This is a genomic window from Streptomyces sp. NPDC107528, assembly GCF_055639295.1.
Genome location: NZ_JBVKAV010000006.1, coordinates 464,346 through 480,377, shown reverse-complemented (window position 1 = coordinate 480,377; position 16,032 = coordinate 464,346). Strand labels below are relative to the sequence as shown.

14 protein-coding genes and 1 tRNA gene are annotated in these 16,032 nt (G+C 69.5%); 2 read left to right on the top strand and 13 right to left on the bottom strand.

What is annotated here, in order from left to right; all coding sequences use genetic code 11:
• Positions 1-49: 49 nt before the first annotated feature.
• Positions 50-1,126, bottom strand: a complete 1,077-nt coding sequence (gene prfA / locus ACZ7L5_RS21965) for a peptide chain release factor 1 (RefSeq protein ID WP_471518423.1) — start codon at positions 1,124-1,126, stop codon at positions 50-52.
• Between the two features lie 104 nt (positions 1,127-1,230).
• Positions 1,231-1,455, bottom strand: coding sequence for a 50S ribosomal protein L31 (gene rpmE, locus ACZ7L5_RS21960; RefSeq protein ID WP_362380527.1), 225 nt, complete (start codon positions 1,453-1,455; stop codon positions 1,231-1,233).
• 158 nt (positions 1,456-1,613) lie between these two features.
• Between rpmE and ACZ7L5_RS21955 the strand changes: the two genes are divergently transcribed.
• Positions 1,614-2,084 (top strand): hypothetical protein, encoded by a 471-nt coding sequence (locus ACZ7L5_RS21955; protein ID WP_471518422.1) that lies wholly within the window; start codon positions 1,614-1,616, stop codon positions 2,082-2,084.
• A 22-nt stretch (positions 2,085-2,106) separates the two neighbouring features.
• Here the strand turns inward: ACZ7L5_RS21955 and ACZ7L5_RS21950 are convergent, their stop codons facing one another.
• The 10 genes from ACZ7L5_RS21950 to ACZ7L5_RS21905 all read right to left on the bottom strand — a co-directional run bounded on the left by ACZ7L5_RS21950 (position 2,107) and on the right by ACZ7L5_RS21905 (position 15,388).
• Entirely contained in the window at positions 2,107-3,240 is a 1,134-nt protein-coding gene (locus tag ACZ7L5_RS21950) for an LCP family protein (RefSeq protein ID WP_471518421.1), read from the bottom strand.
• 206 nt (positions 3,241-3,446) lie between these two features.
• A complete protein-coding gene (locus tag ACZ7L5_RS21945; protein WP_471518479.1) occupies positions 3,447-5,258 on the bottom strand; it encodes a trypsin-like serine protease in 1,812 nt (603 codons plus the stop codon).
• Between the two features lie 135 nt (positions 5,259-5,393).
• Positions 5,394-7,409 (bottom strand): transcription termination factor Rho, encoded by a 2,016-nt coding sequence (gene rho, locus ACZ7L5_RS21940; protein WP_471518420.1) that lies wholly within the window; start codon positions 7,407-7,409, stop codon positions 5,394-5,396.
• A 408-nt stretch (positions 7,410-7,817) separates the two neighbouring features.
• Positions 7,818-8,735, bottom strand: a complete 918-nt coding sequence (thrB, locus tag ACZ7L5_RS21935) for a homoserine kinase (protein WP_365062858.1) — start codon at positions 8,733-8,735, stop codon at positions 7,818-7,820.
• A 305-nt stretch (positions 8,736-9,040) separates the two neighbouring features.
• Positions 9,041-10,099, bottom strand: coding sequence for a threonine synthase (gene thrC, locus ACZ7L5_RS21930; protein ID WP_471518419.1), 1,059 nt, complete (start codon positions 10,097-10,099; stop codon positions 9,041-9,043).
• 6 nt (positions 10,100-10,105) lie between these two features.
• On the bottom strand, positions 10,106-11,398 hold the full coding sequence (locus ACZ7L5_RS21925) for a homoserine dehydrogenase (protein ID WP_471518418.1): 1,293 nt from the start codon (positions 11,396-11,398) through the stop codon (positions 10,106-10,108).
• Positions 11,399-11,603: 205 nt separating this feature from the next.
• Positions 11,604-12,995, bottom strand: coding sequence for a diaminopimelate decarboxylase (lysA, locus tag ACZ7L5_RS21920; RefSeq protein WP_328879311.1), 1,392 nt, complete (start codon positions 12,993-12,995; stop codon positions 11,604-11,606).
• A gap of 17 nt (positions 12,996-13,012) precedes the next feature.
• Positions 13,013-14,140 (bottom strand): ArgS-related anticodon-binding protein NrtL, encoded by a 1,128-nt coding sequence (nrtL, locus tag ACZ7L5_RS21915; RefSeq protein WP_471518417.1) that lies wholly within the window; start codon positions 14,138-14,140, stop codon positions 13,013-13,015.
• 218 nt (positions 14,141-14,358) lie between these two features.
• On the bottom strand, positions 14,359-14,682 hold the full coding sequence (locus ACZ7L5_RS21910) for a hypothetical protein (RefSeq protein WP_471518416.1): 324 nt from the start codon (positions 14,680-14,682) through the stop codon (positions 14,359-14,361).
• Between the two features lie 199 nt (positions 14,683-14,881).
• Positions 14,882-15,388: a response regulator gene (locus ACZ7L5_RS21905; RefSeq protein WP_471518415.1), complete on the bottom strand. Its 507-nt coding sequence runs from the start codon at positions 15,386-15,388 to the stop codon at positions 14,882-14,884.
• 174 nt (positions 15,389-15,562) lie between these two features.
• On the opposite strand from ACZ7L5_RS21905, the gene ACZ7L5_RS21900 reads away from it, so the two are divergent.
• Positions 15,563-15,634: transfer RNA gene (locus tag ACZ7L5_RS21900), tRNA-Arg, on the top strand.
• Between the two features lie 183 nt (positions 15,635-15,817).
• On the opposite strand, the gene ACZ7L5_RS21895 is transcribed toward ACZ7L5_RS21900, so the two are convergent.
• Positions 15,818-16,021, bottom strand: coding sequence for a hypothetical protein (locus ACZ7L5_RS21895; RefSeq protein ID WP_471518414.1), 204 nt, complete (start codon positions 16,019-16,021; stop codon positions 15,818-15,820).
• Between the last annotated feature and the right edge of the window lie 11 nt (positions 16,022-16,032).

Below are 16,032 nucleotides of genomic sequence, written 5' to 3'. Positions count from 1 at the left end.
ACGCAAGTCCTCCGTGTCGTACTCGTACGTGCGTACGTCCCTTACGTCCTTACGCAGCTGCCAGCTTCGCTGCCGAGTCCGCGTCGACGCAGGCCTGGATCACCGCGTCGAGGTCGCCGTCCAGGACCTGGTCCAGGTTGTAGGCCTTGAAGCCGACGCGGTGGTCCGAGATGCGATTCTCCGGGAAGTTGTAGGTGCGGATCTTCTCGGAGCGGTCGACGGTGCGGACCTGGCTGCGGCGGGCGTCGGCTGCTTCCTTCTCCGCTTCCTCCTGCGCCGCTGCGAGCAGCCTGGAGCGCAGGATACGCAGTGCCTGCTCCTTGTTCTGCAGCTGGCTCTTCTCGTTCTGGCAGGAGGCGACGACTCCGGTGGGAATGTGCGTGATGCGCACGGCGGAGTCGGTGGTGTTGACGGACTGGCCACCGGGTCCGGAGGACCGGTAGACGTCGATGCGGAGGTCGTTGGGGTTGATCTCGACGTCGACTTCCTCGGCCTCGGGCGTCACGAGCACGCCGGCCGCGGACGTGTGGATACGGCCCTGCGACTCGGTCGCCGGCACACGCTGCACGCGGTGCACGCCGCCCTCGTACTTCATCCGGGCCCAGACACCCTGGCCTGGCTCGGTGGCGCCGTTCCCGCCCTTGGTCTTCACAGCGACCTGGACGTCCTTGTAGCCGCCGAGCTCGGACTCGGTCGAGTCGATGATCTCGGTCTTCCAGCCGACGCGCTCGGCGTACCGCAGATACATGCGCAGCAGGTCGCCGGCGAACAGCGCGGACTCGTCGCCGCCCGCACCCGCCTTGATCTCCAGAATGACGTCCTTGTCGTCACTCGGGTCACGCGGGACGAGCAGCAGACGCAGCTTCTCGGTCAGTACCTCGCGCTGCTTGTCCAGCTCCTTGACCTCGGCCGCGAAGTCCGGGTCGTCGGCGGCGAATTCCTTCGCCGTCTCGATGTCGTCGCCGGTCTGCTTCCAGGAGCGGTACGTGGCGACGATCGGGGTGAGCTCGGCGTAGCGCTTGTTCAGCTTGCGCGCGTTCGCCTGGTCCGCGTGGACCGACGGGTCGGCGAGCTTCGTCTCCAGGTCGGCGTGCTCTGCTACGAGCTCCTCGACGGCCTCGAACATCTTTGGCTCCTGTGTAGGTACGTCTGTGAAGGGCGGGCGACCAAAAACGCCGGTCCCGGCGCGCCTGAGTAGGGCGCGGCCGTGGACCGGCGAATGGGAGCTCGCTACTTCTTGGAGCCGGCAGGAGCCTTGCCGAAGCGGGCCTCGAAGCGGGCCACACGGCCACCGGTGTCGAGGATCTTCTGCTTACCCGTGTAGAACGGGTGGCACTCGGAGCAGACCTCGGCGCGGATGGCACCGCTGGAGATCGTGCTGCGGGTGGTGAACGACGCGCCACAGGTGCAGCTGACCTGCGTCTCGACGTACTCGGGGTGGATGTCGCGCTTCAAGGGTGTCTCCTAGTTTCGGGAGGGCGCCGGGTCGCTGCCGCGGGATACGGGAGCGTGAACCGGAGCCGACGTACCAGTCTGCCAGGACTGGTGCCATCCCCCAAAACCGGGGGGCGGTGTGATCTATTCCCGGGGGGCCGGGAGCGAGGGGTGCGGGGATGAGTTACGAGTTGCGGGCAGTGATCGCCGGCGAGGAACTGCTGCGCACGATCACGAGGGATGTGCCCGGCGCCCGGGCGTCTCTTGTTGGGCAGGGCCTTGCGCTGATGCCGATGACGAGCGACCTCTTCGATTCCGCCACGAACGGCGACACCACCCGCACCCTCGGGTTCCGGGGGCTGCCCGGAGGGTTCGACGCCCGCCTCGCCGCCTGGTCGGCCGGCGGGCCGGTCGCCTTCGTGGAGGCCGAGTACTTCGGTGGCGTGGGCGAGCAGCGCGCGGCCGTGTGGGACGACGGTGCGCTGGTGCTGGGGCCGCTGGGCATCGGGGAGGACCAAGGCTTCCCGGTGGCCGGCAGCCCGATCTCACAGGCTCTTCGTCGGCTGGGTGCGGTGGCACGGGCCGGTGGCGACGAGTTCTCGGCCGTGGGGCTGGACCGGCATCGTCACAGCGCCCGCTGGGTCGGCTGACCCCGCCGCGAACCCACGCCACTCAGGGCGTCACCACACGGTTGGCGTCGCCCTTCGCCGTGCCCTTGGTGGCGGACTTCGGGATCGGCTTGTCGTTCTTCAGGGCCGTCCACACCTGCTTGGCCTGTGACTCGGCCACGATCACCCGGTTCGGGTCCGCCGGGTCGTACTGGACCGGCATCGTGACCATGGTCATGTTCTTGGAGTCGATGCTCTTGAGGCCATTGGCGAACGACATGAGCGAGTTGACCGAGCCCAGGTCGGAGTCGGTGGTCACCGTCTTGGTGGCGGTGTTGGCCAGGTCGTAGAGCTTCTTCGGGTTGCCGAAGAGGTTGATGTCCTTGATCTGGTTGATCAGTGCCTTGATGAAGGCCTGCTGCAGCTGGATGCGACCGAGGTCGGAGCCGTCGCCGACGCCGTGCCGGGTGCGGACCAGACCGAGGGCCTGCTTGCCGGTGAGCTGGTGCGTGCCGGCCGCGAGGTTGAGGTGGCTGTCGGGGTCGTTGATGGCCTTGGTGGTGGTGACCTCGACGCCGCCGAGCTTGTCGACCAGCTTCTGGAAGCCGGAGAAGTCGACTTCCAGGTAGTGGTCCATACGAATGCCGGAGACGGACTCGACCGTCTTCACCGCACAGGCCGCTCCGCCCGTCGTGTACGCGGAGTTGAACATCACGTCGGAGTCGGCCGGGTACGTCTTGCCGTCGGTGTCGGTGCAGTCGGGCCGGTCGATGAGCGTGTCCCGCGGGATGGAGACGACGCTCGCCTTCTTGTGGCCCTTGTAGACGTGCAGGATCATCGCCGTGTCCGAGCGTGCGCTGCCGTCGTCGGCGCCGCCGCCGAGCTTCTTGTTGTTGCCGGAGCGGGTGTCCGAGCCGAGGACGAGGATGTTCTCCGAACCGTCGTCGACCTTCTCGGGACGGTCGGTGCCGAGGGCCTGGTCGATGTCGACGCTCTTGAGGTTGCCGTTGAGCTTGAAGTACAGGTAACCCGCACCGGTGCCGCCCAGGACTACGATCCCGGCGGCCGTCCAGGCCATGATCAGCAGGCCCTTGCGCTTGTCGCGCGGCTTGCGTCGGCGGCCCTTGGCGCGGCCACGCGGACCCTTGGTGCCGTTATCGCCTGGTATGGCAGGCTCCGGCGTGCTCTCGGCAGACACTGTGCTCCTCGGTTCTCGTCCGGTCGGTTACCCCCTGCTTTCAGGGTCAGGCGTGGCCATTTGGCCCGTACCACACCATCGTCACCCCGTCCGGTCAGACGGGGAAACTCGGAGAAGGGTTGCACAACGGACCGTGCCCACCGCTCGCAGGCGATGGGCACGGTCCGTAGTCACAGAGGCCTGACAAACCGGCCTCACCTGCGATTTCAGCCGAAGATGTCGTACTGCTTGTAATCGGTTCCCACGGATCTTGCTGTGGTAAAGATCTCGCTCGTGGCCTTGCCGGAACCGGGGTACAGATAGAGCGTGCCGGTCGAGTTGCGGGCCAGGAAGTCCGCCTTGCCGTCGCCGGTCACGTCACCGACGGCGTCGAAGGCCGTGTAGCTCTCCCAGGTGCGCACCTTGACGCGGCCGGCGAAGGCTCCCGTGCCGGCCTTGCCGGTGCCCTTGAAGAGATAGACGTGGCCGCCGGTCTTGCTGCGCGCGATCAGGTCGGTCCTGCCGTCGCCGGTGAAGTCACCGTGGCCGCGCAGCGAGTTGTACTGGTTCCAGCCGGAGCCGACCTTCACACGGGCGCCGAAGGTGCCGTTGCCCTTGCCCGGGTAGATCCACAGATAGCCCCCGGAGTCGACCGACAGCAGGTCGGGCAGGTAGTCGCCGGTGACGTCGCCCGGGGTGACGATGCGGGTGCGGGTCTTCCAGTTGTCGGCGAGCTGCTTGGTGGTCCAACTGCCGCTGGAGCGCACGAAGTGCGACCAGAACAGGTCGCCGTCGGAGCTGCGCCGGTACACCAGGTCCTGGTAGCCGTCCCGGTCGAGGTCGGTCTGCAGGACGACGTTGACGCCGTCCCAATTGCCCCAGGACTCGCGCGCCCCGAACGAGGTGCCGGCCGAGTCCTTCGAGTACCCCGTCCTGCTGGTGGCGTTGCGCAGCCACAGGTCGGCCCGGTGGTCCCCGCTGAGGTTGGTGTCGTCCACGCGCGGGTAGGCGGCGCCGACGTAGCTCGTCACCTTGGCGAAGACGCTGTACGCACCCCTGGCGACGCAGTCCCGCACACCCCAGGAGACGACACCGACGATCCGGCCGTTCACCACGAGCGGCCCGCCGGAGTCCCCGTTGCAGGCGGAGGTGGTGCCGCTGTCGGCGCCGCTCGCGGGCTTGCCCGCGCAGACCATGTGGCCCTTGACGAACTCGCCGCCGTAGTAGCCGGCGCAGGTGGTGTCGGACTGGATGGGCAGCGTAGCCGTCTTCAGCGTCTGGGAGATGTCCGAGCTGGTGGAGCTGGTACGGCCCCAGCCGTAGACCTTGGCGCTGGTCCCGGCGGCGTACGAGGCCGTGTCACCGGAGGTCGTCATGCGGATCGGCGTCGCCTTGACCGCGTTCGCCAGCGTGATGACGGCCATGTCGTTGTCGATCGTCGTCGAGTTGTACGACGGGTGGTACCACTGCCGGTGCGGCAGTGTGACGGTGCCGCCGTGCAGGTCGCTGTTGCCCGCGTCGTCGGTGGTCGGCAGCTGGGCGGTGCCGGTGATGACGGCGCCGAAGTTGTGCCAGTCGTAGCCCTTGACGCAGTGCGCGGCGGTGAGGATCTTCGTCGGCGCGACGACGGCGCCGCCGCAGAAGAACCCGAGGTCGTCGGCCTCGTCGGCGGTGCCCTGGTCGTCGTAGTACCAGAGCTGCGCCATCCAGGGCGCCGAGGTGATGCCGGTCGTGGTGCCGCCGATGACCATGGGGCTCACGGTGGAGTCATCGGAGGAGCTGGTGCTGCTCGCACCGAACGACGACTTCCCGGTCGTCTCCCCCGCGGTGTCGTCACCGGCGACGGCACCGACGACCCGCCGCTCCAGCTCGGCGAGCGAGGCGGAGCTGGTGGCGGGCTGCACGGTGGGCCTGGGCAGCGCGGTCGCGGCCCCGGCGGATGAGGTCAGCAGCGCGGCGGCAACGGCCGCGGCGACACCGGCGGCGGCAACGGGCAGCCCGAAACGTATCCGGCGTCTGTGACGACCACTGCCGGACATGGTGGTGCTCAAGAAGGTCCCCCCAGAGACACAAGAGTAGGAAGGGGCGTACTGCTACGCCCGTCCCTATCAGCGCCAAAAGGCCGCTTCCCGTCACTGATTGACGGGAAGCGGCCTCTATTGGGGCGCTTGTGCTCAGTCGCCGTTGCCGGGGGCCGGCGTCGTCTTCTGAATCTGCATCAGGAACTCGGCGTTCGACTTCGTCTGCTTCATCTTGTCGAGGAGCAGCTCGACCGCCTGCTGCTGGTCGAGGGCGTGCAGCACCCGGCGCAGCTTCCAGACGATGGCAAGCTCGTCGGGAGCCAGCAGGATCTCTTCCTTACGGGTACCTGACGCGTCGACGTCCACCGCCGGGAAGATGCGCTTGTCGGCGAGCTTCCGGTCGAGCTTGAGCTCGGCGTTGCCGGTGCCCTTGAACTCCTCGAAGATGACCTCGTCCATGCGGGACCCGGTGTCCACCAGCGCGGTGGCGAGGATGGTCAGCGAGCCGCCGTCCTCGATGTTGCGCGCGGCACCGAAGAAGCGCTTCGGCGGGTACAGCGCGGTCGAGTCGACACCACCGGACAGGATGCGGCCGGAGGCGGGCGCGGCGAGGTTGTAAGCACGGCCCAGACGCGTGATGGAGTCGAGCAGCACGACGACGTCGTGACCCAGCTCCACCAGCCGCTTCGCACGCTCGATGGCGAGCTCGGCGACCGTGGTGTGGTCCTCGGCCGGACGGTCGAAGGTCGAGGAGATGACCTCGCCCTTCACCGACCGCTGCATGTCGGTGACCTCTTCCGGACGCTCGTCGACGAGGACGACCATCAGGTGGCACTCGGGGTTGTTGTGCGTGATCGCGTTGGCGATCGCCTGCATGATCATGGTCTTACCGGTCTTCGGCGGGGCCACGATCAGACCGCGCTGGCCCTTACCGATCGGCGACACGAGGTCGATGATGCGGGTGGTCAGCACGCCCGGGTCGGTCTCCAGACGGAGCCGGTCCTGCGGGTACAGCGGGGTGAGCTTGTTGAACTCCGGGCGGCCGCGGCCGTGTTCGGGCGCCATGCCGTTGACGGAGTCCAGACGGACCAGCGCGTTGAACTTCTCGCGCCGCTCGCCTTCCTTGGGCTGACGGACCGCACCGGTGATGTGGTCGCCCTTGCGCAGGCCGTTCTTGCGGACCTGGGCGAGGGAGACGTACACGTCGTTGGGGCCCGGCAGGTAGCCCGACGTACGGATGAAGGCGTAGTTGTCGAGGATGTCCAGGATGCCCGCGACCGGGATCAGGACGTCGTCCTCGTTGATCTGCGGCTCCGAGGCGATGTCGTCGCGGCCGCGACGGCCACGACGGTCGCGGTAACGCCCGCGACGGCCACGGCGGCCACCCTCGAAGTCGTCGTCGTCCTGCTGCTGGCCGCGGTCCTGACGGCCGCCGCCCTGCTGCTGGTTCTGCTGCTGGCCACGGTCCTGACGACCGCCGCCCTGCTGGTCGTCGCCCTTGCGGCGGTCACCGCGGTCGCCGCGGTCACCCCGGTCACCGCGCTCGCCACGGTCACGGTCGCGGCCGCGCTCACGACGGTCACGACGACGGCCCTCGCCGCCCTCACCGGCCTCGCCCTTGGCGTCGCCCTGCGACTGCGCGGGCGTCTCGGCCTTCGGCTCGCTCTTCGCCTCGGCGGCGACCGTCTCGGGGGCGGCCGCGGGGGCACCGGCATCGGCCGTGGCACGACGACGGCGGCGTTCGGCCGGGGCGTCGTCGCTGGCCGGCTGGCCGGGAATCTCGATCTGCTGCTGGGCCACGGCCTTCTCGGCGGGGGCCTCAGCCGCCTTCTCCGCCTTCTTGTCGGCGTCGTCGCCGGTACGAGCCTTGGAGGTGGCGCGGCGCTTGGGCTTGGTCTCGGTCGTGGCCTCCGTCTTGGGAGCCGCGGTACCTCCTCCGGCCTGCGCCTCCTTGATGACCTCGATCAGCTGGCTCTTGCGCATGCGCGCGGTGCCCTTGATACCGAGGCCGGATGCGACCTGCTGCAGCTCGGCCAGCACCATGCCCTCAAGGCCGGTACCGCGGCGCCGCCGGGAGCCGGCACCGGTGGCAGGCGCGGATGCGTCCGTGGCGGGCGCGGCAGCGGTCTCCTCGACACGTGCGCCCATCAGATCGGTGGTGTCGCTCACGAAGGGTCCTTCCCTGGAGCGGACGTCGGCCTGTCTGGCTCGGCGACCGGTTGTGCTGTCCGGCTTCGGTCCCTGGTGTGTGGACCGTGCCGGGGCGGTGGTCCGCCAAAGCGGCGGAGGAAATATCTGGTGATGACGCTTCCCAGAGCCGTGGCACGGAGTGTCTGTGTCACTCGGCTCGGTCGCGCCGGTTCCGGAGCGTGCCCGGCAAGTCGCTCAGCGCCCGCGTACGAGGTACTGCTCGCGTACGTCGTACGGAACACAGTGCGGCTTGGGAGGCTCCCGGAAGAATGTCTGTCCCTGACGGGGACAACAAGCACCTCGCCATGGTGGGGTCGGGTGCAGACTTGAGGTTAACACTACCGGATCCAACAAACATTCCCCCTCTCGAAATCCGGCAACCGAGTGTCAGGTCGCAAGCGGCAGCACGCTCGCTCCCTGGGCATCCAGCTCGAGCCGGTTCGCGGCCCAGCCGTCGCCTGCCAGATGGGCCACCTTGTCGGCACTGTCGTGATCCGCCAGTGCCAGAACGGTGGGGCCCGCGCCGGAGATGACCGCCGGCACTCCGTCGGCCCGCAGCCGCTCCACCAGCGCCGCGCTCTCCGGCATGGCGGGTGCGCGGTACTCCTGGTGAAGACGGTCCTCGGTGGCCGGCAGCAGCAGCTCGGGGCGCCTGGTCAGGGCCTCTACGAGCAGGGCCGCACGGCCCGCGTTGGTGGCGGCGTCGACATGGGGCACGGAGCGCGGGAGCAGACCGCGCGCGGTCTCGGTGAGCACCGGCTTTCCGGGCACGAAAACCACCGGAACGATGGAATCGGCGGGCTCCATCCTGATCGCCCGCGCGGCACCCGCCTCCATCCAGGAGAGGGTGAACCCGCCCAGCAGACAAGCCGCCACGTTGTCGGGGTGGCCCTCGATCTCGGTGGCGAGTTCCAGCAGAGCCGTGTCGTCGAGCTTGGCCTCGCCGCCTATGGTCACGGCACGCGCGGCGACGATGCCGGCGCAGATGGCGGCCGAGGAGGAACCGAGGCCCCGGCCGTGCGGAATGCGGTTGGCGCAGACGATCTCGAGCCCGCGCGGCTGGCCGCCGAGCAGATCGAAGGCGGTGCGCAGGGAACGTACGAGAAGGTGGCTTTCGTCACGCGGCAGCGTCTCGCTGCCCTCGCCCGCGATGTCGATGTGCAGCCCGGTGTCGGCCACCCGGACGACGACGTCGTCATAGAGCCCCAGCGACAGGCCGAGGGCGTCGAAGCCCGGGCCGAGGTTGGCGCTGGTGGCGGGGACGCGCACCCGGACGGCGGCGGCGCGGAACGCTGGACCGGCCATCGCTTGATGACTCTCCTTGAGCTGCGTGATTGTCGAAGACATTCGATGACGTACGAGAACCCCGGGGCCGCTTCCGGGCCGCGGAGACGGCGCGGCACCGCACCCCATGCGGAGGCATATGCGGCGGGCGGGTTCGGTACAGCCTATCGAAGGTAGGTTCTGTGGCGACATAGGGCGCACAGGAGGCGCACGATGCGTGTCGTATGCCCCCTGTGCACCCCCGGCAGGGAAGTTCCCCAGGTAAGCGCCCTCGTACTCGCGGACGCGAGCCCCGTACGACGGAGTGTGGCCGCTTACGCCTGGGCTTACGCCAGCCCGAGCCGCTCGGCCGCCGTCGCCGCGTCGACCGGGACGGTGACGGGCTGCGGGGCGCCGGCGACGGCCCAGTCGGGGTCCTTGAGGCCGTTGCCGGTGACGGTGCAGACGATGCGCTGGCCCGGGTCGACCTTGCCCTGCTCGGCGGCCTTCAGCAGACCGGCGACGGACGCGGCGGACGCGGGCTCGACGAAGACGCCCTCCTGCGCGGCCAACAGCCGGTAGGCGCGCAGGATTTCACGGTCCGTCACCTCGTCGATGAACCCGCCGGACTCGTCCCGTGCGGCGAGCGCGTACTGCCAGGACGCCGGGTTGCCGATACGGATCGCGGTGGCGATGGTCGACGGGTCCTTGACGACCTCGCCGCGCACGATGGGCGCGGAGCCGGAGGCCTGGAAACCCCACATGCGGGGGGTCCGCTTCGAGACACCGTCGGTGGCGTACTCCTTGTAGCCCTTCCAGTACGCGGTGATGTTGCCCGCGTTGCCCACCGGCAGGACGTGGATGTCGGGGGCGTCGCCCAGCATGTCCACGATCTCGAAGGCGGCCGTCTTCTGCCCCTCGATACGCACCGGGTTGACCGAATTGACCAGCGCCACGGGGTAGTTGTCGCTCAGAGCGCGGGCGAGCGCGAGGCAGTCGTCGAAGTTGCCGTCCACCTGGAGGATCTTCGCGCCGTGCACGAGGGCCTGGCCCATCTTGCCGAGCGCGATCTTGCCCTGCGGGACGAGAACGGCCGAAACCATACCCGCGCGGACGGCGTAGGCCGCGGCGGAGGCGGAGGTGTTGCCGGTGGAGGCGCAGATGACGGCCTTCGCACCCTCCTCCTTGGCCCGCGTGATGGCCATGGTCATGCCACGGTCCTTGAAGGACCCGGTCGGGTTGGCGCCTTCCACCTTGAGGTGGACCTCGCAGCCCGTGCGCTCGGAGAGCACCTGCGCGGGCACGAGGGGCGTGCCGCCCTCGCGGAGCGTCACGACCGGCGTGGTGTCGGAGACGGGCAGCCGGTCCCGGTACTCCTCGATGATTCCGCGCCACTGGTGGGTCATTGCTGGTTACTCTCCTTCAACCCGCATGATGCTGGCGACACCCCGCACGGTGTCGAGCTTGCGCAACGCCTCGACGGTCCCGACGAGGGCCGCGTCGGACGCACGGTGGGTGACGACGACGAGGGAGGCCTCGCCGTCCTTGCCCTGCTGGCGAACCGTATCGATCGAGACACCGTGCTCTGCGAACACGGTCGCCACCTGGGCGAGAACACCCGGTTTGTCCGCCACGTCGAGGCTGATGTGGTAGCGGGTGACAACCTCACCCATCCCCGACACGGGCAGGGCGGCGTACGCCGACTCGCCGGGCCCCGTTGCCCCGCTGAGCCGGTTGCGGCAGACGGCGACCAGGTCGCCGAGCACGGCCGAGGCGGTCGGGGAACCACCCGCGCCGGGGCCGTAGAACATGAGCTGCCCGGAGGCGTCGGACTCCACGAACACGGCGTTGTAGGCGCCGCGCACGGAGGCGAGCGGGTGGGTCAGCGGGATCATCGCGGGGTGCACGCGCGCGGTGACCGACGCGCCGTCCTCGGCCCGCTCACAAATGGCGAGCAGCTTGATGGTGCAGCCCATCTCCCTGGCGGAGGCGAAGTCGGCCGCGGTCACCTCGGTCATGCCCTCGCGGTAGACGTCGTCGAGGCGCACGCGCGTGTGGAAGGCGATTCCGGCGAGGATGGCGGCCTTGGCGGCGGCGTCGAACCCTTCGACGTCGGCGGTGGGGTCGGCCTCCGCGTAGCCCAGGGCGGTGGCCTCGTCGAGGGCCTCCTGATACCCGGCGCCGGTCGAGTCCATCTTGTCGAGGATGAAGTTGGTGGTGCCGTTGACGATGCCGAGCACCCGGTTGACCTTGTCACCGGCGAGGGACTCGCGCAGCGGCCGGATCAGCGGGATGGCGCCGGCGACTGCGGCCTCGTAGTAGAGGTCCTTGCCGTTGGCTTCCGCGGCCGCGTGGAGGGCGGCCCCGTCCTGGGCGAGGAGCGCCTTGTTGGCGGAGACGACGGACGCGCCGTGCTCGAAGGCGGTCGTGATGAGGGTGCGGGCGGGCTCGATGCCGCCGATGACCTCGACCACGACGTCGATGTCGCCGCGTTTGACGAGGGCGGTGGCGTCGGTGGTGATGAGCGCGGGGTCGATGCCCTCGCGCACCTTGGAGGGCCGTCGTACGGCCACGCCCGCGAGCTCCACGGGGGCCCCGATCCGGGCGGCGAGGTCGCCGGCGTGCGTCGTCATGATGCGCGCCACCTCTGAGCCGACCACTCCACAGCCCAGCAGCGCCACCTTCAGCGGACGCGTACGCATCATCCGACCTCGTTTCCTCTTACCGTCTACGGTTGCACCAGTCTCACTCACCGGACGGGACTTTCTGCCCATCGTCCGGATCGTGAGACATCTATTTCATTTCCACGGGGGTGGAAGACAGGAGATCTTCCACCCCACGTTTTGGGCCCGGTCTCCCGGCCTTCCCGTGTTCGGGTCTCCCGGTGTTCCGGCGTTCCGGCGTTCCGGCTCAGCCGACGTCGAGCCGAAGGAGGTCCTCCTCCGTCTCCCGGCGGACGATCACCCGGGACTCGCCGTCGTTCACGGCGACGACGGGCGGCCGGAGAACATGGTTGTAGTTGCTGGCCATGGACCGGCAGTACGCACCCGTCGCCGGCACGGCGATGAGGTCACCCGGCGCCAGGTCGGCCGGCAGGAACGCGTCCTTGACCACGATGTCCCCGCTCTCGCAGTGCTTGCCGACGACACGGGCGAGCATCGGCTCGGCGTCGCTCGTCCGGGACACGAGGGCGACGCTGTACTCGGCGTCGTACAGCGCCGTACGGATGTTGTCCGACATGCCGCCGTCGACGGAGACGTACGTCCGCAGCCCGTCGAGCGGCTTGATGGTGCCGACCTCGTAGAGCGTGAAGGCGGTCGGCCCGACGATGGCGCGCCCCGGCTCGACGGAGATACGGGGGGTCCGCAGGCGGGCGGCCTCGCACTCACGGGTGACGATCTCGGTCAGCGCCTTGGCGATCTCGTGCGGCTCACGGGGGTCGTCATCACTCGTGTAGGCGATCCCGAGCCCGCCGCCGAGGTCGATTTCGGGCAGCTCGACACCATGCTCGTCACGGATGTCCTTGAGCAGCGAGACCACCCGGTGGGCGGCGACCTCGAAGCCCGACATGTCGAAGATCTGCGACCCGATGTGCGAGTGGATCCCGATGACTTCCAGCCCCTCGAGCTGGAGCGCCCGCCGCACGGCCTCGGCGGCCTGCCCGCCGGCCAGCGGAATCCCGAACTTCTGGTCCTCGTGAGCGGTGGCGATGAACTCGTGGGTATGTGCTTCCACGCCCACGGTGATACGGATCTGGACGCGCTGCCGCTTGCCGAGTTCCTGCGCGATGTGCGCGACGCGGACGATCTCCTGGAAGGAGTCGAGGACGATACGTCCGACGCCTGCGGTGATCGCGCGGCGGATCTCCTCCGCGGACTTGTTGTTGCCGTGGAAGGCGATGCGGTCGGCGGGCATGCCGGCGGAGAGGGCGGTGGCCAGCTCGCCGCCGGAGCACACATCCAGATTGAGCCCCTCCTCGTGCAGCCACCGCACGACGGCACGGGACAGGAACGCCTTGCCGGCGTAGAAGACGTCCGCGTCGGTCCCGAAGGCGCTGCGCCAGGCGCGGGCGCGGGACCGGAAGTCGGCCTCGTCCATGAAGTAGGCCGGGGTGCCGTGCTGTTCGGCGAGGGTCTTCACGTCGATACCGCCGACGGTGACGACGCCGTCGGCGTTGCGGCCGACGGTCTGGGCCCACACCTTCGGGTCGAGGGTGTTGAGGTCGGCGGGCGGGGCGGAGTAGTGGCCCTCGGGAAAAACGTCGGCGTGGCGGGGCCCGGCGGGGTGGGCGGAACGGCTCATGACTTTCGTGGGCTCTCTCAGAGATGGTCGGGTGCGTCGATGCCGAGCAGGGACAGGCCACCGGCCAGCACCGTCCCGGCGGCTTCGGCGAGCGCGAGCCGGGCGCGGTGGGTGGCCGAGGGTTTCTCCGCACCGCGGGGAAGGACTGCGGGCAGCAGGGGCAGGACGGCATCGGCGACGGTGACGAGGTGCCGGGCGAGACGGTCGGGGGCGCGGTGGGCCGCCGCCTGGGCCAGGACGCGGGGGTGATCCGCGAGCAGGGCGGCGACGTCGTGCCGTACGTCCCCGGGTTCGGCGTCGAACCCCAGGTCGGCGGCGTTACGGCTGAGAGCCCGGGTGCGGGCGTGGGCGTACCGGACGCGGAAGAGAGGGTTGCTCTCACGCTGGACGAGGTGCTCGTCGGTGATACGGGGCCGGTCGTGACCGGCGGGATGAAGCAGGGCCCAGCGGGCGGCGTGGCGGCCGAGCTGGAGGGGGGCAGTGCCGACGGGGGCGGGCACCGGCCGCACGACGAATTCGGGCAGGGAAACCGAGTCCTGCGTCCCGTCCACGTCGACGCTTACGCCGCTTACGCCGCTTACGCCGCTTACGCCGCTTACGCCGCTTACGCCGCTTACGCCGCTTACGCCGCTTACGCCGCTTACGCCCAGGATGTCGACCCAGCGAGGGTCGAGGGGGGCCTCGCACCTGGTGCGGACGGCGGCCCCCTGGGATCGCAGGATCCGGTCGAGGGCGTCCATCACCACGACGGCCCGTACCTCACGGGCACAGCTCAGCGGGATGAAGCCCGCGGAGGGGCCGTTGGCGTACCCGTACCGGGTGCCGCGGCGCAGGATCTCCTCGACGAGGGCGGTGGAGGCGGTGTCGCCGAGGCTGATGTTGAGAAACCCGGGCCCGGTGACGACGACATCCCTGATGCCGTCGGTGCTGAGCAGGCGTGCCTGGAGGATCTCGGCGACATCCACCGACGGCCGCCCGGCCGGGCGCGCGAGCTGCAGCGCGACGTTGGTGGCGTAGTCGCCACACCCCCCGGGCCCGGGGGCGGTCACCACGACCCGCTCGGGCACCGCAACGCACAGCACCCCGTCATCGACAGCACGACGCACCGCGCGCAGCACGGTACGGGAGAGCTCGACGGGGGTCACGGGACAAGCGTATGGGAGGAGGGGGGTGGGTATGCGAACGGGTTTGGCGAGGGTCCGGGATTTGGACGGGGGTGGGGGCGGGTGCCTGGTGGAGTGGGGGCGGGTGCCGGTGGGTTACCCGGGCGGGTACGCCTGGGGGTGCCTCTGGTTGGCCGGGGGTGGGGCGGGTGCGCCCGGGGGCATTCGGTCGGCCCGGGGGGTCCGGTAGGGCCGGGGTGTCAGCTCGGCCGGGGGTGAGTGGGGTCCGCCCGGGTGCCGGGGCGTTCGCCCTGTTGTGCCGGATCGGAATGCCTGGCGGCTTCGGCTTCCTGTACGGCCGGGGTGGGGTCCGGTACGGCCGGGGTGTGGTCCGGAACGGCCAGGGTGTCGTCCGGAACGGCCAGAGTGTGGTCCGAAACGGCCAGGGCGTGGTCCGGAACGGCCAGGGCGTGGTCCGGAACGGCCGGCGGCGTCAGGCTCCGGTGAGCCCAGGGTGGTTGGGGTGCGAGTCCGGTCTCCCGGGGTGCGGGTTCGGTCGCCCGGGGTGCGGGTTCATGGGACACGCCCGGGGGCTTCCTCGCGGGTGCGGCCGGGGTGTCGGACCGACTTTGCGCTCAGCGGCATCAGCTCCGGTGTGCCCTGGGGGCATCGGTGCGTTACGTCCCGGCGTGCAATCTTCCGCTGCCTGGGGCATCCGGCCGAAACACCCGGGGGGTCAGCTTCCGAAGGTCCTGAGGCGCCAATCCGGAACGCCCAGCGGCGTCAGCTTCCGGTGCGTCCGGCGGCCTCGCCGGCTGCCCCGAGTACGCCTCCGAACACGGCGGTGTCTGCGCTGCTGTCCGCGCCCTCGCCGTCGCGTTCCCCAACGCCTTCCCGGGTCCGTTCTGCGCTCCTCCTCACCTCGATCAACCTGCCTACGAGGCTGACGAGTTCAGCCGGCTCAAACGGCTTGGCGAGGAAGGCGTCGACTCCGACACCGAGGCCGGAATCGACCTCGTACTGCGTACAGGCGCTGATGATGGCGAGGGGAAGATCACGCGTACGGGGATCGGATCGCAGCCGCGCGGCAGTCCGCAGCCCGTCGAGCCGTGGCATGACGACATCCAGGGTGACCACATCGGGCCGTACCTGATGAACGACTTCCAGACACTCGGCACCATCGGCCGCGGTCACCACCTCAAGCCCCTCCAGCTCGAGATTGACCCTGATCAGCTGCCGGATGACCTTGTTGTCGTCCACAACAAGCACCCGGCCCGACGCGCCTGGCACAACTCGAGAGTAGGTCCGGACCGGCCACCGCGTCCGGGTTTTCCCCACTTCCACCCCCTGCGAGCGAGCCACCCCAGGTCACACCCGGTGCCGCGACCCCGGAAACCCGTTCATGAACACCCCACCGAAGCTGGTAGGGTTCTACCCGTCGCCGCCAAGCAAGGCGCCCGACACGCCCCCGTAGCTCAGGGGATAGAGCAACGGCCTCCGGAGCCGTGTGCGCAGGTTCGAATCCTGCCGGGGGCACTCGCCGAAGGTCAGTAGAGATCAACCGCTGACCGGGGCGAATGCCGATACGAGAGAGCGGGACCCAGGTTTGATGGGTTCCGCTCTTCGTCATTTTGGGCCCGCGGCCTCCGTTGGCCCGGTGGCGCCGGCGAGTGGTCGCCGGCGGCCCCGGCGCTCAACGGGCTCACGGGGGCTGCGTGCTCAGCCGAAGTGCGACTGGTGATGGTGCCCTGTCGGCTGGCCCCCGTGGCCGGCCTCCCCGGCGGTCAGCAGTTCCGCTGCCTGGTGCTGGGTGTGTGCGGCTGCTATTTGCGCTTCCGTCACGGCGTCTCCGCGTTCGCGCACCAGGTCTTCATAGATCGGCAGGTGATCGCTTCCGGTGGGAGTGCGGGGAGTGGGTGCCATAAAGCTGGTCC